The organism is Leucothrix pacifica, assembly GCF_003172875.1.
In the GTDB taxonomy this organism is placed as follows: domain Bacteria; phylum Pseudomonadota; class Gammaproteobacteria; order Thiotrichales; family Thiotrichaceae; genus Leucothrix; species Leucothrix pacifica.
Genome location: NZ_QGKM01000095.1, coordinates 16,858 through 37,174, shown reverse-complemented (window position 1 = coordinate 37,174; position 20,317 = coordinate 16,858). Strand labels below are relative to the sequence as shown.

21 protein-coding genes and 1 pseudogene are annotated in these 20,317 nt (G+C 47.7%); 13 read left to right on the top strand and 9 right to left on the bottom strand.

Features of this window, described 5'->3' with window-relative positions:
- The 3 genes and pseudogenes from DKW60_RS21705 to DKW60_RS21695 form a co-directional block, all read left to right on the top strand.
- A pseudogene (locus DKW60_RS21705) lies at nucleotides 1-335 on the top strand (hypothetical protein); the annotation flags it as partial.
- 120 nt (nucleotides 336-455) lie between these two features.
- Nucleotides 456-797 carry a DUF3316 domain-containing protein gene (locus tag DKW60_RS21700; protein WP_109839755.1) on the top strand — a complete coding sequence of 114 codons (342 nt, stop codon included), beginning with the start codon at nucleotides 456-458 and terminating at the stop codon, nucleotides 795-797.
- Between the two features lie 346 nt (nucleotides 798-1,143).
- Nucleotides 1,144-1,485, top strand: a complete 342-nt coding sequence (locus tag DKW60_RS21695) for a DUF3316 domain-containing protein (RefSeq protein WP_109839754.1) — start codon at nucleotides 1,144-1,146, stop codon at nucleotides 1,483-1,485.
- 64 nt (nucleotides 1,486-1,549) lie between these two features.
- On the opposite strand, the gene DKW60_RS21690 is transcribed toward DKW60_RS21695, so the two are convergent.
- The 3 genes from DKW60_RS21690 to DKW60_RS21680 form a co-directional block, all read right to left on the bottom strand.
- A complete protein-coding gene (locus tag DKW60_RS21690; protein WP_109839753.1) occupies nucleotides 1,550-2,566 on the bottom strand; it encodes a sterol desaturase family protein in 1,017 nt (338 codons plus the stop codon).
- Nucleotides 2,567-2,667: 101 nt separating this feature from the next.
- Nucleotides 2,668-3,321, bottom strand: a complete 654-nt coding sequence (locus tag DKW60_RS21685) for a glutathione S-transferase family protein (protein ID WP_181389844.1) — start codon at nucleotides 3,319-3,321, stop codon at nucleotides 2,668-2,670.
- Between the two features lie 42 nt (nucleotides 3,322-3,363).
- Nucleotides 3,364-4,524: an iron-containing alcohol dehydrogenase gene (locus DKW60_RS21680; protein ID WP_109839751.1), complete on the bottom strand. Its 1,161-nt coding sequence runs from the start codon at nucleotides 4,522-4,524 to the stop codon at nucleotides 3,364-3,366.
- Between the two features lie 214 nt (nucleotides 4,525-4,738).
- Between DKW60_RS21680 and DKW60_RS21675 the strand changes: the two genes are divergently transcribed.
- The 5 genes from DKW60_RS21675 to DKW60_RS21655 are packed head-to-tail and all read left to right on the top strand — an operon-like array spanning nucleotide 4,739 to nucleotide 10,145.
- Entirely contained in the window at nucleotides 4,739-6,841 is a 2,103-nt protein-coding gene (locus DKW60_RS21675) for a DNA topoisomerase III (protein ID WP_109839750.1), read from the top strand.
- 15 nt (nucleotides 6,842-6,856) lie between these two features.
- Nucleotides 6,857-7,279: a hypothetical protein gene (locus tag DKW60_RS21670; protein ID WP_109839749.1), complete on the top strand. Its 423-nt coding sequence runs from the start codon at nucleotides 6,857-6,859 to the stop codon at nucleotides 7,277-7,279.
- A 5-nt stretch (nucleotides 7,280-7,284) separates the two neighbouring features.
- A complete protein-coding gene (locus DKW60_RS21665; RefSeq protein ID WP_109839748.1) occupies nucleotides 7,285-8,430 on the top strand; it encodes an Lcl domain-containing protein in 1,146 nt (381 codons plus the stop codon).
- A gap of 30 nt (nucleotides 8,431-8,460) precedes the next feature.
- Complete coding sequence (locus tag DKW60_RS21660) at nucleotides 8,461-8,952, top strand: Lcl C-terminal domain-containing protein (RefSeq protein ID WP_109839747.1); 492 nt, start codon at nucleotides 8,461-8,463, stop codon at nucleotides 8,950-8,952.
- Nucleotides 8,949-10,145, top strand: a complete 1,197-nt coding sequence (locus DKW60_RS21655) for a peptidoglycan-binding protein (protein WP_245929761.1) — start codon at nucleotides 8,949-8,951, stop codon at nucleotides 10,143-10,145. The genes DKW60_RS21660 and DKW60_RS21655 overlap by 4 nt, the downstream gene beginning before the upstream one ends.
- Before the next feature lie 33 nt (nucleotides 10,146-10,178).
- On the opposite strand, the gene DKW60_RS21650 is transcribed toward DKW60_RS21655, so the two are convergent.
- Both DKW60_RS21650 and DKW60_RS21645 read right to left on the bottom strand, forming a co-directional pair.
- Nucleotides 10,179-10,715, bottom strand: a complete 537-nt coding sequence (locus tag DKW60_RS21650; protein ID WP_109839746.1) for a hemerythrin domain-containing protein — start codon at nucleotides 10,713-10,715, stop codon at nucleotides 10,179-10,181.
- Nucleotides 10,716-10,881: 166 nt separating this feature from the next.
- On the bottom strand, nucleotides 10,882-11,619 hold the full coding sequence (locus DKW60_RS21645; RefSeq protein WP_245929760.1) for a LysE family translocator: 738 nt from the start codon (nucleotides 11,617-11,619) through the stop codon (nucleotides 10,882-10,884).
- A 28-nt stretch (nucleotides 11,620-11,647) separates the two neighbouring features.
- Here DKW60_RS21645 and DKW60_RS21640 point away from each other — a divergent pair, with 28 nt between their 5' ends.
- Nucleotides 11,648-12,892 carry a multifunctional CCA addition/repair protein gene (locus tag DKW60_RS21640; protein WP_109839745.1) on the top strand — a complete coding sequence of 415 codons (1,245 nt, stop codon included), beginning with the start codon at nucleotides 11,648-11,650 and terminating at the stop codon, nucleotides 12,890-12,892.
- Between the two features lie 28 nt (nucleotides 12,893-12,920).
- Complete coding sequence (locus tag DKW60_RS21635; protein ID WP_109839744.1) at nucleotides 12,921-13,127, top strand: DUF6364 family protein; 207 nt, start codon at nucleotides 12,921-12,923, stop codon at nucleotides 13,125-13,127.
- Here DKW60_RS21635 and DKW60_RS21630 read toward each other — a convergent pair.
- The 4 genes from DKW60_RS21630 to DKW60_RS21615 all read right to left on the bottom strand — a co-directional run bounded on the left by DKW60_RS21630 (nucleotide 13,124) and on the right by DKW60_RS21615 (nucleotide 18,536).
- Nucleotides 13,124-13,453 carry a helix-turn-helix domain-containing protein gene (locus DKW60_RS21630; RefSeq protein ID WP_219988867.1) on the bottom strand — a complete coding sequence of 110 codons (330 nt, stop codon included), beginning with the start codon at nucleotides 13,451-13,453 and terminating at the stop codon, nucleotides 13,124-13,126. The two genes, DKW60_RS21635 and DKW60_RS21630, sit on opposite strands and share 4 nt — an antisense overlap.
- A 62-nt stretch (nucleotides 13,454-13,515) precedes the next feature.
- A complete protein-coding gene (locus tag DKW60_RS21625; protein ID WP_109839742.1) occupies nucleotides 13,516-13,839 on the bottom strand; it encodes a type II toxin-antitoxin system RelE/ParE family toxin in 324 nt (107 codons plus the stop codon).
- Nucleotides 13,836-14,114, bottom strand: coding sequence for a type II toxin-antitoxin system Phd/YefM family antitoxin (locus DKW60_RS21620; protein ID WP_109839741.1), 279 nt, complete (start codon nucleotides 14,112-14,114; stop codon nucleotides 13,836-13,838). Before DKW60_RS21620 ends, DKW60_RS21625 begins: the two co-directional genes overlap by 4 nt.
- Nucleotides 14,115-14,162: 48 nt before the next feature.
- Entirely contained in the window at nucleotides 14,163-18,536 is a 4,374-nt protein-coding gene (locus DKW60_RS21615; protein ID WP_109839740.1) for a tetratricopeptide repeat protein, read from the bottom strand.
- A gap of 135 nt (nucleotides 18,537-18,671) precedes the next feature.
- Here DKW60_RS21615 and DKW60_RS21610 point away from each other — a divergent pair, with 135 nt between their 5' ends.
- From DKW60_RS21610 to DKW60_RS21600, 3 genes are all read left to right on the top strand, one after another.
- Nucleotides 18,672-19,685 (top strand): nucleoid-associated protein, encoded by a 1,014-nt coding sequence (locus tag DKW60_RS21610; RefSeq protein WP_109839739.1) that lies wholly within the window; start codon nucleotides 18,672-18,674, stop codon nucleotides 19,683-19,685.
- A gap of 95 nt (nucleotides 19,686-19,780) precedes the next feature.
- Nucleotides 19,781-19,987, top strand: a complete 207-nt coding sequence (locus DKW60_RS21605) for an addiction module protein (RefSeq protein ID WP_109839738.1) — start codon at nucleotides 19,781-19,783, stop codon at nucleotides 19,985-19,987.
- Nucleotides 19,984-20,292, top strand: a complete 309-nt coding sequence (locus DKW60_RS21600; protein WP_219988866.1) for a type II toxin-antitoxin system RelE/ParE family toxin — start codon at nucleotides 19,984-19,986, stop codon at nucleotides 20,290-20,292. The genes DKW60_RS21605 and DKW60_RS21600 overlap by 4 nt, the downstream gene beginning before the upstream one ends.
- Nucleotides 20,293-20,317: the final 25 nt, after the last annotated feature.

The window sequence follows — 20,317 nt, the reverse complement described above, 5'->3', positions numbered from 1 at the left end:
TGAAAGGCCGTGGGTTCAACATGGAAGTTACCCGTCTGACGCATTACTTTCGAATTAAGAAGATGGTGGCTTTACTGGTGATAGGGTTTTGTTGGGCGCATAAAACAGGTGAATGGAAGCACAAAATGATTAAGCCGTTACGTGTTAAAAATCATGGCCGCCTTGAGAAAAACCTGTTCCGCTATGGCCTGGATCACCTGACCGATCAGTTGATGTCAGGTGCGTTGGATGCACTGGAGACTAGTCGCTTATTATTGTTGTTTCTGTGCCCACCTGACTGGTTGGAACCTACTAAATCAACGAATGGCCATGGTTTTTCAATCGTGGATTTCTAAATTGTCGTGTACAGAGTAAAAAAAGACTTTCTGATAATCTTGTCATGTTGCAGCAATATTGCTGTCAGTTGTTAATGACATAATGAACCTACTTAAACGAAACAACTTAGGAAAAACATTATGAAAACTTTATCTAAATTGATTGCAGCATCACTTTTAATCGTTAGCGTTTCAGCTTCTGCTTTTACTACTAGCGAAACAATCGAAACACCGGTTGCAGCAACTAAAGCAGCTGCTTATGAGCAAGGCGTTAGCAAGTTGTCTTCACTACAGGGCAGCACACCAGGACAGTTAAACTACCGTCTGGGTACTTACTACGGAGACATTAAAGAAGACACACTTCGTATTAATGATGGTGGATTTGTAACGGTACAAGAGCGTGCAATGACAGACGGTTCAATTGGTTATGTCGGTATTGTTAACGTTGACGTAAGCTTCGAGCGTAACGAAAACGATCGCTAAACCTTAATAAGATAAGATTTCTTCTTCCTCCTGCAAGACCCAAGCCCGGTAGCTTCCCTATCGGGCTTTTTTGTGCACGAAATAAAGTGTTCCGTAAATTTGCTAAAAGATCACACTTTCTGTATCGATAGAAAAACCACTTGGGATAATGAATTTATTAAATTAAGTGCTTAGTTTCTTCAAAAACTTAGTTTAGTAAGAAGTTTTAAGTGATTAATCACTTTATATTCAATATTTATATAGAAAAAATAGCTTTCTGATAATCTTGTCATGTTGCAGCAATATTGCTGTCAGGCGCTAATGACATAATGAACCCACTTAAACGAAATAACTTAGGAAACACATTATGAAAACTTTATCTAAATTGATTGCAGCATCACTTCTAATTGCTAGCGTTTCAGCTTCTGCTTTTAGCACTAGCGAAACAATCGAAACACCGGTTGCAGCAACTAAAGCAGCTGCTTATGAGCAAGGCGTTAGCAAGTTGTCTTCACTACAGGGCAGCACACCAGGACAGTTAAACTACCGTCTGGGTACTTACTACGGTGACATCGAAGAAAACACGCTACGTCTTAATGACGGCGGGTACGTAACGGTTCAGGAGCGTGCAATGGCTGACGGTACCATCGGTTATGTTGGTGTTGTGAACGTTAACGTAAGCTATGAGCGTCACGACAGCGACAATTAATACGCAATAAGATTTCAATTTCCCCTGCAAGACCCGAGCCCGGTAGCTTCCCTGCCGGGCTTTCTTATGTCCCCGACATCGACTTTTCCCGACGCCTCTGCTGAAGTTTTTCGTGTGACTCAGCAGTGCCATCATGAAAAGTACCAAACCACTTGTCACAGGGCACTTCCGGATTACCATAGTTACAATCCAGATAGCGATGGTGCAGTTGGTGCGGAAATGTTCCAAGCGCGAAGCGATTTTTACCCTTTACCAACAGGCCGTTATAACCGGTGTGTGATGTCGAGGCGGTTAGTGACTGATGCATCATATGGAACAAGATGTGCAAGGGATGCGCGGCGATTACAAAGTGGATGAGGATAGAACTGAAAAACACCAGATGTTCCAGCGGATGCATCGACAAGCCAGACCAAGGGCCAACGTTATTATTGCGATGATGTAATTTGTGAACGACCTGATATATCTTTGGATAATGCATCCAGCGATGTACCAGATAAAAGTGCAAGGAAATCCACAGTGGTGTGAGAAGGAACAACAATACAAACCACACCGGGTTATCACTCCAGGACGATAGTGGCGCATAACCATTCGCCATGGCCCAGAACATCAGCACTTCATAAGCTGTCCAGAAGGTAACGCCGCTGGCCAGTGTCCAAAACATATTATCCCGCACCTGATTCCCGAAGGTGAAGTTGCGACCTTTGGTAACCAATTCACGTTCGTCATGGCGAAGCTGTTTGCCCTGTTTTTTCCAGTAAAAGAAATACAGATGTAAACCACCTGCGACGCCAATCATCAACGCCAGATTGCGCAGGTACATCGGTGCGATCCAGTCGATACTGAGCGTTTTACTTACTTCCAGTGGTGGTTGAAACCAGAACCATGAAATCAGTGCTAACGCGACCAATACTGTATTTTCACCCAGCACCAACCAGCGAGCCGCAAACCAATGCCAGATAGCCAGTGGCTTTAATGGCCATTGGAATAACGGTGATGACTCAGTCGGAACATCGGGTCGGTAATGCCATTGTGTCTCAAAACGATTACGCGCAGTGGTGCTGGCTTTGTCTTGCGTGGTCATGGCGGCTCCCTCTATTGTCTACAGGGAGCATGCCACAGGCATCAAGCATTTAATAAATAATTGTTTTAAGGTTAATGGCTATAAAGTGTTGTACGTGGCGATTATGCTCTATTGAATAAATAAGAGTCCATATTCTTCATCGCCAGCAAAATTCGCTCCTCAAGATCTGGCACTGCCGATGTCTTCAACACATCCAGCTCAGTAATTGCCTGAGTCCACGCTTCGATCTTAGGGAAGTCATCGAATAACGTCGGTTCAAAATGACGCTTCACGATCTCCAATCGCTGCAGTAACGGCGCAAAAGAGAAGTCAATAATATGCAGCTCTGCTCCTGCATAAAATGGCGCAGGCTCAATACTGCTTTCCAGCGTTTTCATCAGGTCCTGCAGCGCACCCAAATGCTTAGCCAGACCGGCTTCATCTTTAGCAGCCATAGTCATCCACTGACTTCCCAACATTGCAGAGCCAAACTCCATCATGGCGCGGTGGCGCGCTTTTTCCAGTGGATCAGCCGGATGGTAATTAACCTCTGCAACTTCATTCAGGTATTCAAGAATCACGTGTGACTCAAACAACACAGTATCGTCGATTTGCAAGACCGGCACTTTACCCAGTGGCGAGATGTCTAAAAACCACTCCGGCGGATTGGCCAGATCAATGTACTCGACCTCGTACACACGCCCGAGTTTTTCCAGTAGCATCACAGAACGTTGCACATAAGGGCAGCTTGGAAAGCTAATCAGTTTGATACTCATTGGTATCTCCATAATGGTGTATTGGTGCTTGTTTAGAAGCGCTTATTTAGTTGCTACCAGGATCTTACGCACAATATCCAATGTCAGATCACCGGTTTCAGATAATGCCGTCAGACCCATCTTTTCCATATTGTTAACGATACGATCAATACCTTCATCATCAATACCGTAGTGCGTCAGGTTGGTGAAGATATCCAAATCATTAAAAAAGGCTTCGGTCTTATTGATGGCCTGATTGATTTTCTCATCATCCGTTCCTTCGGTGATATCCCAGACTCGCTCAGCATATTGCACGAGTTTCGCATGCTTCTTATCTTTACGCTCACGCAGCACATTCGGCAGAATAATGGCAAGTGTACGACCATGGGCAATGCCAAAACTGGCCGTCATTTCATGACCAATCATATGCGTAGACCAATCCTGAGGAACACCGGCGCCGATAGAACCACACAGTGCGGTCGTTGCTGACCACATAAAGTTCTTGCGTGCATCAAGGTCATCGTTATCGGCATAAGTCACCGGGCCATCTTCGATCAATGTTTTCAGAACGCCTTCACCGATTCTGTCCTGCACTTTGGCATTCACTGGTTGTGTGAGGTATTGCTCGATAACGTGGATGAAGGCATCCGCTACACCATTGGCGATTTGCTCTTTTGGCAGTGTCTTGGTGAGGTCTGGGTCAAGTACTGAGAATTTTGGGAAGGTCAGTGGGGACATGAACGGGTATTTCTGTTCATTGTAAGTAATCACGCCCGCCATGTTCATTTCAGAACCAGTGGCTGGCAGTGTGGCGATACAACCCAGTGGGAGTGCTTCTGTTGCCGGAACAGGCTCAAAACCGTTGAATAAGATGTTTTGGTATTTGCCGGAGTCATCTTTGGCTGCTAGTGCAATGAATTTGGTGCCATCCATCACTGAGCCACCGCCCACAGCCAACAGGAAGTCGATGTTTTCTGCTTTAGCGATATCTGCCGCTTTGGCTAAGGTTTCGAAGTGTGGGTTGGGTTCGATACCACCAAACTCGACAATCTCGCGTCCCTTCAGGGCTTCACGCGCCTTATCGACCGTGCCGTATTTCTTTGCACTTTCACCGCCGTAAGTGATCATCACCTTGGCATCTGCAGGAATTAAGGTGTCCAGTTCAGCGAATCTGTCTTGCCCAAATACGATATGAGTCGGGTTGTAAAAGTCAAAGTTGTTCATGTTTTATTCTCGTGGTGAGTTTGGTGTGGACTATTTATTATGGTGCTGTAAATGTCATTTAAAAGTGTGGAATAGAGTCATCTGGTCAGTATACATATGACAGGTAACGATATGCTTTATGTTGCACTAGTGAGTTGTGATTATGTGACACTCAGATCCGTGCTAAAGTCTGTTATTCCTGATCAACAGCAGCTGCCATAACCACAATAAAAAAATGATCCTATACATCGCAGAAAAACCCAGCCTTGGTCGCGCCGTCGCCAGCGCACTCCCCAGACCTCATAAAAACGGTGATGGTTTTATCACCGTCGGCAATGGTGATGTGGTGAGTTGGTGTATTGGTCACCTCTTAGAGCAAGCGCAACCTGAAGCCTATAACGCCGAATTCAAAAAGTGGTCAACCGCGCACTTACCCATCGTGCCGGAGCAATGGAAGCTGGAAATAAAGCCCAAAACACGCAAGCAATTCACGGTACTCAAGAAGCTGATCAAACAAGCAGATGTGTTGGTGAATGTGGGTGATCCGGATCGCGAAGGTCAGATTCTGATCGATGAAGTGATCAATCACTGTAAAGTGCCCAAGGCAAAACTACAGGCCACGCAGCGTTGCCTGATTAGTGATTTGAATACCGCAGCGGTCAAAAAGTCTCTGAACAATCTGCGCAGTAATACTGAATTCGTCCCCTTGGCAACATCGGCATTGGCCCGTGCCCGTGCAGATTGGTTGTATGGCATCAATCTGACGCGTCTGTGTACTTTAAAAGGACAGCAGTCCGGCTTTCAGGGAGTGCTCTCAGTGGGAAGGGTTCAGACACCATTGTTAGGTCTGGTGGTACATCGTGATTTAGAAATTGAGAACTTTGTTTCCAAGCCTTTTTATGAGGTGTTTGTCACGCTGGAGACCGCGGCTAAAGAGTCGTTTCAGGCGAAGTGGAAGCCGAGTAAAGCCTGCGAAGATTATATGGATGACGATGGGCGGGTATTATCCAAAAAGCTTGCCGAGACAGTCATTGCTAAAGTCAGCGGTAAAGCGGGTGTTATTACCAATGTAACGCAGGCGAAGAAAAAACAAGCGCCACCGCTGCCGTATAATTTATCGACGCTGCAGATTGATGCTGCCAAACGGTTTGGACTAAGTGCCAAGCAAGTGCTGGATGTGTGTCAGACCTTATATGAGCGCCATAAGCTGATTACCTATCCGCGTTCGGATTGCCGCTATCTACCATTGGAGCATTATTCCGAAGCGGCTCAGGTGACATCAGCGATTGCCAAGACCTGTAATAATCTCAGCAAAGCTGTTTCCGGTGCCAATTTAAGCCTGAAAACCAAAGCCTGGAATGACAGCAAAGTCAGCGCCCATCACGCAATTATACCTACCATGAAAGCAATGTCCGGAGCTGCTTTGTCTCGCGACGAAGCCAATGTCTATGAGCTGATTGCACGGCAGTATTTGATCCAGTTTTACCCACCGTTCGAATACGCGGATAAGCAGATTGATTCTGAAGTGGGCGGTGGTTTGTTTATTGCCAAACAAAAGGATGTATTGAAAGAGGGCTGGAAGGCTTTGTTTCCTAAGCCCAAGACTAAGTCTGCCACGAAGGGGTTTAATGTCTCTAGCCCGGCCACAACACGTGGCGGTGTGGGTCATTCCCAAGGTCCTCAAGACACGGATGCCGCAGGTTTTTCAAATAAGACATTACCCACAGTGAACAAGGGTGACTCCGTACTGTGTACCGATGCTGATTTGGCAGAGAAACAAACCAGCCCACCAAAACACTTTACCGATGCAACTTTACTGGGGGCGATGACAGGAATTGCCCGATACGTCAGTGACCCTGCGATCAAAAAAGTATTGCGGGAGACCGACGGTATCGGCACTGAGGCTACGCGCGCAGGTATTATCGAATTGTTATTCAGTCGTGAGTTTCTCACCCGCAAAGGCAAAGAAATCCGCGCTACTAATATCGGTATTCAACTAATTACCAGCTTGCCGGATGTCATGGGGCATCCTGATATGACCGCACACTGGGAGTCGCAGTTGGAAGCCATCAGTCAGCGCCAAATGAAATATGGCCAGTTTATGCAGCCCATGGTTGAGGGCTTGAATCAGTTGATTGATGAAGTCAGCGCGGTGCAGTTTCAAGGGTTACAGGGGTTGGGCAAGTCGCCGTTTAAAAAGAGAGGTAAAGGCGGCTTAAAAAACTGGGGTGCTAAAGGCAGTAAAAGCGGTGCTAGTAAGAGCGGCAGTAAAGGTAGCAAGGCCAAAGCGACCACGAAAGCCCGTGGCAGCAAGTCACGCAGTTCTAAGAAAACCTAAGGTGCCGGATACCTCATGAAAAAGTACCTGCTGCCGATCCTGATTGCGTTGCCACTCCTGCTTACGGCGCTGTTTTATCTGTGGTTTCGTCAAGGAACGGTAGTTTACCAAGCCTTAGGATTAGACAGTCAGCAGCTACATTTTTTCAATAGTGAAGTGATCAATGGATTGCCTAGCTTTGTGCATGTCTACTCCTTATCCCTCATCACGTGGTGGGTTAATGGTAAAAAATACGGCTTGTTTTCTACTCTTTTGTGGGTGATCATAAACCTAGTATTTGAGCTGGGTCAGCTGTTAAATCATGATCAGGCGAGTCACTTCCCCACGCTATTAGCGGACTATTTTGCCAACGGTCAGTTTAGTGGATTCGATATCGCTGCGATCTTTGCAGGCGCGCTGGCCGCTTACCTCACTATAAGTAAAATCAAAGAGGCTTGATCATCATGAAGGGATTCCTGTTACAAACCAGTGTTATTGCGCTGGGTGTATTCTTTATTTTGGGGTCGGGTGGCCCGCAGTACGGTGACACAGCGGACGATACTGATGACACGACTGATACGGACGACTCAAGCGGAACTACACCGGGAATACCATCAGACTTTAAAGCGGTGTCAGCTTATGAAGGAGCCATACTGTCCTGGAATAGCACCAGTAATGCCAGCAGTTACGAGCTGTGTTATGCCACTGAGAATATCGACAGTTACAGTAGTTGCAGCAGCTACGATGACGGCACGCTCTACAGCGTAGGTTCCTCAACCTCCGTGGCCCTCAGCTCACTCACCGCCGGACAACCTTATTATATTCGTGTACGTGCTAAGAACAATTTGGGCAATGCCGGTTCTGCCAGCACCAATGTGGTTGTAACGCCGGGATTGGGTTTGAATGACAGTGGTATCACCGTGTGTCGTGAGAGTGGTTCTGTCAACGTGTCTTGTCCGTCAACTTTATTTCCAAATCAGGATGCGGAAAACGGTTTAGACCCAATCGCTACCGATAATACTGATGGCCATGCCGGGTTTGATTTCACACGACTGGATGAAGATGGCGCAGAAGCCGCTGCAAGTGCCACCGACTGGGCTTGCGCCAAAGACAATATCACCGGCCTGATCTGGGAAGTAAAGCTACGTACTAATGGCGAAGAAGTCGTTGGCAATGACGGTCTGCACGACGCCGATGACTCCTTTACCTGGTATAGCACCGACTCTGACAACAATGCCGGAACCGCAGGCGACGACAACAGCGCGCTGGCCTCTTGCTTTGGCTATGACGCATCAGACTCAGACAGCTACTGTAATACCGATGCCTTTATTGATCGGGTCAATGATGCGGCGTATTGCGGCCTGAGCAACTGGCGCTTACCGACTCGTCAGGAACTTAACTCGATTGTGAACTATGATGTGGTAGAGCCTGCGATTGATTTGGCGATCTTTCCGTACACCCCTTCAGAAGTATTCTGGAGTGGCACGTCGGTGTACTCCGATTCATCATCCGGCGATCAGGCGTGGGCAACCAACTTTAATTATGGTGGCAGCACTAAAGTGGATAAAACAGCCACTCACCGCGTGCGTTTAGTTAGTGACGGCCAGTAATTACAGGTCTGAAAAGAGCAGGGAACATTTATGAAAACAATCATATCAATCGCTTTGAGCTTGGGCCTGTTATCGGGCGTGGCACAGGCGCAGTCTTGTAATACCGCCATCGAAGACAGTACGCCGGATATCCGCTTTGTCACCTCAGGGGATGAAGTGAAAGACCTCATGACCAATCTAACCTGGAAGCGCTGTGCGCAAGGTCAGGTCTGGAATAGTGCGACTTCTAGCTGTGTTGGCACGGTGTTGTCCTTAAGCTGGAGTCAGGCACTGTCGCAGGGCACAGGTGACTGGCGTTTGCCGAACATTAAAGAATTACTGAGTATTGTAGAAATATCCTGCAGCGCTCCGGCGATTAATGAAACCATCTTTCCCAATACGCCGGATGACTATTTCTGGACATCGTCACCCTACATCAATAACGCACAGGCATGGTTAGTACTGTTTGAAGATGGCAATGACGAGGGTGGCAGTAAAAGCAACGGTAACTCGGTGCGATTAGTGAAGGACGGTGATTCATGAGTATTTCCTTTAAAGATACTGCTTTAGCCAAAGCGATACCAAGCAACTTCGCCAGCTTTATCCGGCGCGGTGCACGAGGTAATCAAGTAGTTGCCGTGCAGTACGCACTGGGTCGTTTGGGGTATTTGGATGATTTATGTGATGGCAGTTTCGGGCCGATTACCGAGCGCGCAGTACGGGCATTTCAGAGCGATATCTCTGGTATTGCCGAAACTGGCGTCATCAACGTTGATACCTTAAAAGCTCTGGATAATGCCGTTTCGCGCGAAGATTTCCGTGTGCCAGCGGTGAAGTCTGGCGACCCGATGGCTTATCTGTCGGACTTCCGCGCGCGTGGCTTGCCCGTGGTGTATGTGGAAGGCTCAGAAGAAAATCTCACTTGGGATCACGCCGTTATACAGGCCGCTTACGGGCGATTTGTTGCTGACTATTGGGAAGTGATGAAGGCTAATCGTGTGGAAGGTGATTGTAAAAATATCGCGCTATTCCTCATGGATCAATTTCGCAAACAACTTAAACAAGACACCTTGGTTGATCTGCCGCATCCGGCGCTGGGTGTGAATGAAGATGAGAAAACATGGATTGTCGCCACTGCCGATAAAACCACCGGACTGTTCAGTCATTTGGACAAGTTACGCGTCGGCCGATACGACTATCCCGCCATGAAAAAAGTACAGAATCTGGATAAGAACCATTCCATGATTTATGGCGTGAATGTGCATTACCCTGAGATCTCCACCGACCGAGTGGCTAAATCCACCCGGCGCATTTTCGATTGGGAACCCGCCTATGAAAACTACGGCGACACCAGTAAGCCTGAAGTCCCTGTTAACCAATTAGCACCGGGCGATATGATCTTTATCGATCACACCGGAAATGGCAGTTATGACCACACCGTCAATGTCATCAAAGTCACTCGTGACAGCAATAACCGCGTGCGCCAACTGACTCTGGGCATGGGCTCATACGATGACATGCGTGATAATAGCTCAGCGACCATCGTCACCTACAACGCGCTCAACCCTTACTCGGAAGAGGTGATTGTTGATTTGGATAGCAACGGTCTGATCACCGGCTCCAGAGTCAGTTATTCCTCAGAGCCTACCTACTTGGTCAAAACCCGTTACCGCGCAGTGACCTCACTCATGGAGCGAAAGCCCGGCGGTAAACTCATGGTATGTCGCTGGTCTTAACCGATATATTGGCTCAGTGATTAAGCAAACGGATTAGATGTAGTTCTGTGCCGGAATATCGAGGTGACGAATATGCAGCGACATTCCCAGCTTGGCCTTGTCGTGCTTGCTGAGAATTTCCTCGGCCAATGGCAAGAAAAACTGCTCTTCAAATTCAGCATGTGACAGATAGTCCTCTGCAAACTGTGTCAGTGCCGCGGTATCAATATCGGCGGTTTTGCCCTTGCTGATTTTCTTGAGCGATTTATCAATCTTCTTCCAGGTCTTTTCCAGATAACGGTGCTCTTCAACCAAGCGCGCAATATAGCCGCGTGCTGTCATGGCTTGTTCGGGGTGCTTCTTGAGTGCATCCCGTACTGACGCAAACAACTCTACCTCTTCATCATCGTGATGTGGTTTGACGACCTTTTTAAAGAAACGACTCAGTTCCTGCGCGGCTTGCTTGGCGTCCTCAGCGGTGTTGTCATCACTCAGTAACTCAGGCAGCATTTTTAACTTTACGAATTCAGCAAGAATGCCGTCGTGGCAGCCGGAAAAGTCAGTGATTGGGTTGTCTATATCGGTACTCATGATTCTGCTCGGTTGATGATTCCAGAATCATAAGCATAGACTTAGCAAGCACAATCAGCTTTGACCTGCATCAAGCTTTTGACACAGGTTGTTTCAGATTTTAGCTAAGCCCCTAAGCCATTTCTAAACAATGCTTTAAGCGAGACTGACTAGGAGCATGACAGCTTTAACCAACGGCTAACCACACACCCACACCCATCATGAGACTACCAGCGATGCGGTTAAGCAGCCGCACATTACCACTCTTCTCCAGAAACTTACGCAGCGTTCTGCCGCCACTGGCGTAAAGCAATAAGCAGATAAACTCTAAGGTTAGAATCAGAACGATCAACACTGCCAACTGAGGAGCAAGTGGCGCATCCGCATTGAGAAACGGAGGCAGTAAAGCGATAAAAAACGCCCAGCCTTTGGGGTTAGCAACCGCCGTCACAAAGCCCTGCGTAGCAAGCTCCCAACGCGTTGCTGTCGGTACAGAATCAAGATCTTCACTAATCGCCATTTTGCCGCGAGATAGCCACATTTGTACTCCAAGATATAACAGATATGCACCACCGACGTATTTGAAAGCAGTGAAAATTTGCGGGTAGTTCAGCATAATCGCCGCCACACCAATCACCGCAGACACTGCCACCAAGCCCACACCAACTAATTCCCCGGCCATCATCCATAAGGCACGTTTTACACCGATGGTCATGCCCATGGTCATCGACAGCGTCATACACATGCCCGGCGTGGCCGAGACAAAGAAAAAAGTGGGGATAAATACCGCTAAAATGGAAAGTTCGATCATGACCGTAAAACCAATAATCCTTAAAAATGCATTAAACCGCAGATTAGTCATGGAGTCAGCATATAATGATCCCATAATTGTAAAAGCAGGGCGGTTTTTGGCCGACTCTTTCATGCGATGTTTTTAAAAAGAGTGACGTAAAATGAATGTGTATTTAGTCGGTGGTGCAGTGCGGGATCGTTTATTAGGTCTGTCCGTAAAAGACCGTGATTGGGTGGTGGTCGGCACCAGCCCGAAACAGATGTTGGCAGCTGGCTATCACTCGGTGGGCAAAGACTTTCCGGTATTCTTACACCCTGATTCACACGAAGAATACGCACTGGCGCGCACCGAGCGCAAAACCAAAGCAGGCTACCACGGCTTTGAGTTTGATACCGCAGCAGACGTGACCTTGGAACAGGATCTGGAGCGACGCGACCTAACGATTAATGCCATCGCTGAAGATACCGATGGTAGCTTGGTTGACCCGTTCAATGGCCAGCAAGATTTGCAGAACAGGGTGCTGCGCCATGTCTCTCACGCCTTCGCTGAAGACCCTGTGCGAATCCTGCGTATCGCTCGCTTTTTAGCGCGCTTTCACCGCTTAGGCTTCACCATTGCTGATGAAACCATGACCTTAATGAGCGACATGGTCAAAGCCGGTGAAGTCGATGCACTAGTGCCGGAGCGAGTCTGGCAGGAAACCGCCAAAGCACTCAGTGAACCCAACCCCGAGCAATTCATACTGGCACTGCGCGAATGTGGCGCGTTGAAAATACTATTCCCTGAAATCGATCGACTGTTTGGTGTACCGCAGGTGAAGGTGTATCACCCCGAAGTCGATACCGGCATTCACGTGATGATGGTGCTGCAGCAATGCTGTTTGATGACCGACGACCCTGTGACGCGCTTTGCTGCACTCACGCATGACCTTGGAAAAGGCATCACCAAAGCAGACATTCTGCCGCATCACTACGGGCACGAAGAAGACGGCGTACCGCTGGTGACTGAACTGTGTAATCGCCTGAAAGTGCCCAATGAATACCGTCAACTCGCCGAGCTAACCTGTCGCTATCACACACATATTCATCGTGCATTTGAAGTGAAGCCAAAGACCTTATTGAAGGTGCTGACCGTGTCTGATGCCTATCGCAGACCAGAGCGTTTTAAGCAGTTTTTGCAGGCCTGTAAAGCCGATAGCCGGGGACGTCCGACGTTTGAAGACCGCGCTTATTTGCAGGCGGATTTTTATGAAAAACTGCTGGAAGCGACTAAGGCGATACCGGTAAAACCGATTGTGGAAAAAGGCTTTAAGGGTGAGCAGGTGAAAGAAGAATTGCGGCGGCAGCGACTTCGGGTGATTGCGCAGTTGCGTAAGGAGAATCAGGGGCCGGAAGGGGTTTATTGAGGAATTCTACGGCTGTAGGTACAGACTTATGCAAACCAAACTAACGCTACACATAGATGACTCTTTGATCCTGTTAGCGAAGGACTATGCAGAGCGGAATGGTAAATCGTTATCTCAAATTGTTGAGGACTACTTTCGTGTTTTGGCAGACAACCAAAAGCTGTTGGAAAATGCACCGATCACTCAATCCTTGATTGGTGTTCTGAGCGAGTCAAAAGTAGATGAAAGTGATTAGAAGTCATCATCTACCTTGCGTTGTTTTTTGCGAATAGATTTAGGAAGTAAGGTGAGCTTATCTTCTACTTGGCGAATGTGTTTTGATAGACTGGCTTCGTCAGCATCAAACAGCTTTACGCCAACGATAGTGGCTACCTCGAAGAATGCACCGATGTTGGATTTGGGGTCGCCTTTTTCGATGCGCTGTAGGAAGTTGCGGGAAATGCCAGCTCGTTCGGCGACTTCTGTGGTTGTTAATTTCTGTTCTTTACGAGCTGCTCGTATTAGATTCCCGAGCAGGGTGATGGCACTTTTGGAATGTTGGGAATAAGTTTTAGAGTTCATTTTTGACACCAGTGGGTAGCATTAGAGTGTTATATGCTAACTGTAGGTGTCAAATTTAACTATTACATTCTTCCAATTCGATCAAGCAGCACAACATCCAAATCTCGTCTGGAATCAAAGACACCAACAATGTGTACTTCATCATGAAGCTGCCGGTAGACAATACGCCACGGTGCTTCAATCAACTCACGGTAGTGTGAAATACCCGTTATTTGCAACTCTGGAACCAGCCTGCCTCGTAGTGGGAATTCTGAGAGCGTCATCGCCTTACTCTCAATACGATCAAGCACTGCAATTGCTGCATCAGCATTATCTTGGAAGATGTATTCGACAATTTCCTGTAAGTCTTGCTCAGCAGTAATAGTCCAGCGAATCTCTCGATTCATTCTTTGCCTGCTCGTGCTTTTAAAGAGGCACGAAGATCATTGAATACCTGTTTTTGTGGTTTTGTACGGTTGTTTTGAATGTCCGCTTCGCCCTGTACCAATAACTTGAGCATTAAAAATGCTTGTCTTTGTTTTTGGTAGCTATCGTAATCTTGCACGACGACGCTCGCGGAACCATTCTGCGTAAGGATTAGATTTTCTCCAGCACGCGTACTTTCTAGCAACCGACTAGCAGAAGCTTTGAACTCCGTTAGGCTAATAATTTGTTCGCTCATGATGCTTAATTCGGTTCTAATTCGGTATTTTAGAATAGCACATTCTGGCTACTCAGCAAGAGACTCCAACAATATAATTAGCTCTGCCGCGTATTGATAGTACAAACCTTCATCCTCTGCCAATGCCAAATCCCGCTTTCCGGCAATAATGGCTTGTAGCTTTTGCAGGAAGTTTTTGTGTCCTCGCCAATCCACTCGTTCAGATAGTTGCCCAATCATCTGCTCTATTTGAGATGTATTATCTTTCTTTATGGCCACACCCACGGCCAAAGTCAAACGACCTGAGCCATCATGACCGTCCCCGCCATCACGCCGATATACCAGATAGGCAAGTAATGCCTTTTGCCAGGCATCACTCGCCGCCTGGAGATTGCCAGAGACTTTTTCCAGACTATGCAGAGTAGACCAAGTATTCCAAGGCTTACCTGAATGACCAAACCCCTGCTGGCACTTTATGGCCAGAAGTAACTCTTCTCGAGCTTCATCATAACGTGACAGTTTGATTAGCGTATCAGCAACATTATTGCGGGCAACACCTTCTTGCAAAAAATGCCCTAAATCTTCATAAATATCAGCGCCCCGTCGATCATAGATCAACGCCTGTTCCGAACGCCCCCAATAATTATAAAGGTTACCCAGCTCAGAGAGGTTTTCTGCCTCACCAACCTTATTTCCTTTTTGATTATTAATCGATATCGATTGTTGATATGCTTTTTCAGCTTCCTCAAAATCACGACTATCGGTATAACACATGCCAATTTTGTGCCAAACCGAAGCCGCAGCTAACAGGTCACCTAATTGCATGAACAGTTCTAGTGCTTGCTGAAATCCTAGCACTGCGTCACTATGCCGCTTTTGTAGCCATCGTATTGTAGCAATCCGTTGCTTGCCTAATGCTACACCATGGGTATTCCCTTTATTTTCACCTTGCTGAATAATAGATTTCTCATATAACATTTCTGCGGCATCCAATTGCCCAAGCCTTTCTAAGCAACTTCCTCGTTCGGTTAATGCCACTGAAACCATTCTTTCGCCACGTACACCAATGGCTTCAAAACGCTGCTGTGCTTCCTGTAAATACGGTAATGCTTTTTCTTCGGCTCCGCTTGTTCTCAATACACGACCCAGTAGAAAATTAGCCGATGCAAAATCATATCCAGCGCCAATATAAGATTTCTCCCCAGCCTGCTGGCACTGCTTCAATAGGGCTTGAGCCGCTTGAATTGCACTCGGAAAATCCCCCTCCTTTAATCGTTGTTCAATGCTCAAGTGTTCATTATCAAAACGGGCATGACTCCATTCTACAAAAACTGTAGCTACCAACTCACGCCACTCCATCACTTTCGCTATTGCATGTGGTTGATTCAGGTTTTCCAATAGTTTTTCAACACTACACACTTTATCTGAAACAACTTCCGCCATCTGAGTTCCAGCTTGCCAAGACGACACCAGAACTTGCAAATAGGCCATTAAATTGGGCAATTCTAGCGGGACGAGGTTAAAAATAAGCTTACTGTCTTTGGAAATCTGCCCATGGAGAGAATCCACTAACTGTCCCATCACTTCCTGCCAGCGTTGCTGATAGGTTTCATATTGCTCAGTATTTAAAGACAAATTCAGATATGCAGGTAATGCCGGATCAAGACAGATATAGTTGTATTCTCCTATAGATGTTGCCAGACCGACGTCGAAAAGTTCTTGTATAATTAGGGTGATTTGCTCACTATCGACTTCTAAGACATGAGCTATACTTGTAATGTGTCCACCATCCTGAAAGACAGTCAACCCTGCAATCTGCTCCAGCACCTCCGGCGATAATCGTTGCAAGGACAATTCCACACTGGCAAATAAAGAATTCTCCCGTTGCCCCGGATAACGCTGCTCCAGATCCTGCATAATCTCACGCACATTGTTCGTGGTGGCCGTTACCCCACGCTGTGCCAGTTCCCGCGCTAGTAGCACCAACGCCCGTGCATGACAACCCACGGAATTCACCAGATCATTCACTTCTTGTGGCGTATTGCCGGTGTCATCGTGCCGCAGGCTCAGTCCTTCCTGATTCATGACCTGCATTACCAGTGCTTTGGCGTCGCTAAGTTCCAATGTGCCCAGTTCAATCTCGCGGACTTTGTGGTGGAAAGGCTCAGGTAAGGACTCGCGGGTTGTAAACAGCAGTTTTGCCTCCGGCAGCTTGGCCAGCACGTCCAGTACCGCCTGTTTATTAGCGTCATCCGCTAGCAGCGATTCCATATTATCGACCACAATCAGAGTGCGGTCGTTTTCTAGCGTGCGGCGAATTGTTTGTAGTGCCTGATCAATATCACCGTCATATTCCACCACCAGATTGTGATTGGCATTGACCAATTGTTGTAGCAGTACTTCGGTCACGGCGCGGTCATGGGTGTATTCCTCAACACTGACAAAAGCGCAACGATCAAAGCGGCGACTGTTAACCAGCCACTTCGCCAACTCGACCGCTAAGGTGGTTTTACCCGCGCCACCCTGACCGCGAATCACGGCATAGGGCTGTTGTTCCAGCAGTCGCTCGGCTTTGAGTAGGTCACGACTGCGCCCGATAAAATGGTGCGGCGGTGGCTCGGGGAGTCTGCCAAGGCGGGTTTGTCGTTGTTGCGCCTGCATTTTTTGTGCGGTTTCGGAAGGAACCCATGCGAATAACTGCGGGTCGTGTTGCTCCTGATACAAAATCGGCACAAACCAATCCTGCAAATGTAAATCGCCTGCACCCGGTATAGGCAGGCGATAACTGTCGCGCATGAGCTTTTTTTGTCCCGCCAGCATGGCTGCACCCACCCGCTGTCCCAGCGCTAGGGACTGATAGAATTCGGTGACAAAAAGGCGCGCGGTTTCCATCAATACGCTGTGTGACATCGCCACTACCGAAGTGACGCCTTCATCCAGCAAACTGGCTGCGACAGAAGTATTTGGATCTGCTTCGGTTTGCGCGGTTTGGCAAGCTTCCAGAAACACCAGTGGAATGCGGAAGTCTTTGAGTAAACTGACTAAATTGCTTTGTGGTGGCGCACTGGTTTGATTGGTGCTTGCTGAGTTCTGGCTTGCTTTGGCATAGACTAATTGACTACGCCGTCCTTCCAGTAATGCGTCATCCTGAGGGTGCTCAAAGCACAAAGCGCCCAAGCCAAATTGACGGTCGTAAACTCCGTGTCCGTCGAAATGCAGCACGTGGTAGGGCTTCTTGGCTTCTCGCGCACGGTGTAATTCTTTTTCCAATGCTGGCAAAGTTGGCGGACTTAGAACTGTTAACCGCACTAAATCTCCCAAGGTTTCTACCGCCTGCACCAAGGGCAAGGCACTGGCGCGATGGTCGATATAGCCCACGCCTTGTTCTTCAGGACGTGGGCTAAGCAGCAAAATGCGAATGGGCAGTTCGGCAGAGCTGGGCGGTTGATGTTTGAAGTTCGGCAAACGACGGCGAATGCGTACCGGATTCGCGCCATCACTTAAATAAGCGTCGTCATGAAGCAATTCCCATGGCAGGCTTTGCAAGCGACTGGCGGCTTCATTGGCATTGGCCTGAGCGTCCTCGTCTGTTTCTAAGGTATGCGCATCGACTTGTACTGAAAAGCGGCGCTCGACATCACCGCGTGCTTGTTGCCATGCGGTTACTGGTTCGCGACAGACAGCTTGCCCAAGAGTGGCATTGTAGAGTGCTTTTCCCCATTCTGGCAGTTGTGCTTCGGTGGTTTTGGCTCGTTCACGGAATAAGCCCACCGGCCATTGCAGGTATTGCTCCAGATACCAGCGTATTTCATCTTGTTCAATTTGACCAATAGGCGCGGTAAAGCGGAAGGTGCGACTGTTGACTTCGCGCTCTTTACTCAGGTCTGGCGGGATATAACGAATCTCGGCGCGAGCGCTGAGGGTTTCTATGCCATATTCACCGTGGGTAAGTGTGGGTTCGGTCAGCTCCAGAAGCAGTTCAGCAATGGGTTTATTTGCTACTTCTTGCGCTTTGGCTAAATCGTGATCGGGTGCACGCTTACCTAGTGCGGCGAGTATGTGTGGGAGTTGTTCGTCGAGCTTGCCAACATCAAGTTCTATCTTTTCTCCAACAGGTTCTTCATCAAACCACATGCCCAAAGCACTCGGTTCAATGCCCGGCAGCAACAAAGGAATCACATCATGCCCCTTGTCTTCTGCAAACTGGATTTCCTTGCGTACCCATGGAGAGTTAATGGTGCGCGGACTGAGCACTGCGATCACGTGGCTGGAATCGAGAATCGCCTGTTCAATCTCGGGCGCGAGCTTTTTACCACCGCATAAGTTTCGGGAGTCTACCCAGAGACTGATGCCATGTAGTTCCAGCTTGATGCGGAGTGCTTTGACAAACTCATCATCAGCTGAGGTATGAGAAATGAATACATGACCGGACTCTATAGGCATACGCGGCTCTTTGTGTGGGAGTTTTCAGCAGTATAGCAAAAAAGAATAGCAAATAATGATTACGGAAAATCACTCTAAACCCGTTATAGTATGCAGCGCGTTTGATACTCACCAGAGCCAGCCCAGGAACCCAATATGATCGATCTCAGCACCGCCAGTGTCAGCAAAGTCATTGTCCATAGCATCGGCAATAAAGCCCGCGAAGAGGGTTACACATTCTCGCCTAAAGAAGCTGAGCGCACGCCCACGCTGGATGCTTTGTTGATCAAAAGCTATCTGGAGCCGATGGTGGATGATGCGCAGGTTTATGAGTTGCATCACGAATCCGATTTGGCGCTGAATACCGTTCATCACTATGCCAGCAAGATTTTTCAGGATACGGACAGTTTTAAGGAGTCCACTGAGAACATCGCCAAGCACCTGTACACGGCGTCTACACATCCTAATATTGTGGGTGGTGAGTTTATTACGATTCTGTTTGATGGCGTGTTATCGACTGAAGGCTCGGAGAAGGCGTTGGGCTGTTTCAAGATTGAAGGCCGCAGTGATTACCTTGATATCGAAGAGACTGATGGTTCGCTGAGTTTGGTGGAGCGCATTGGTATTTCATTGGATAAGGTACAAAAGGGCGCGTTGATTTTATCCGGTGGCCAAACCGTTCATGTGATTGATTCGCTGAGTAAAAAGACTAAGTATTGGTTGGAAACTTTCCTTAATGCGGTGCCTGCCGGTACGCCAAGAGCCAGTGCTAAAGCGGCGGGCGAGTTCTTAAAAGCGGTGTCCAGCAAAGTCGAATCTCCGGCGGATGCGGTGGAGTTTGGCCACAAAGTTCAGGAAAGCATGGCAGCGGCTGAGAACTTGTCGATGGGTGAGCTGAAGGAAATGTCCAAGGCGTATATCAAGGAAGAAGAAGCTGAAGGCATTATGAAAGAGGTCAGCGGCACGACTGGCCTGAATATCGAAAACGAGCGCCCGATCAATACCAAAGAACTGAAGCGTTATACCCGTAGCGTGGTGCGTAAAACCAAGATTGCAGATGGTATTAATTTGATGCTGTCGGGTAGTAATACGCAGATTTCATCGGTGGATGTTGAAAAGACGGATGGTGGGCTGAAGGCGGTGATTGATATTCAGTTGGGTGGGGAGTAGCTTGTCAATGAAGGCTACCCAGTCGTAGTAGAATATTGCTATGCAGCGAGTCCTTAGGTCATACTGAGTTCAGTACTTTGGATAAAGAGGTCAGAATGGAAATTACAAAAATTAAAAACATGACAGTTCTGGAAAGGCTTCAAGCGATGGAGTCTTTGTGGAGCTCGCTGATAAATGACAATGTTGAACTGAACTCACCAGACTGGCACGCTGATGTTTTAGCTGAGCGCAGAGCTAAAATAGAAAGCGGCACAGCCAACTTCATTTCTTTGGATGCACTGAAAGCGTACAGAAAATCGTGATCATCGAAGATATTGTGGTTTTGGAAGAAGCCGCCCGTGATATGGAGGATGGCAGGCACTTTTACGAACAACAAGAAAAGGGTATTGGTGATTATTTTTGGGATAGCCTTATATCCGATATTGAGTCGTTGAAGCTCTACGCTGGTGTGCATCAGCGATATTCCGGCTTGTATCGCATGCCATCCAAGCGTTTTCCTTATGCTATTTATTATGAGGTGACTGACGCAGTTGCTTACATTGTTGCGGTCTTGCCTATGCGCCGAAGCCCATTGTGGATTGATAAGAAAGTTTCAGGGCGTAGCTAAGAAATTAGTAAAATGATTTCGCCAC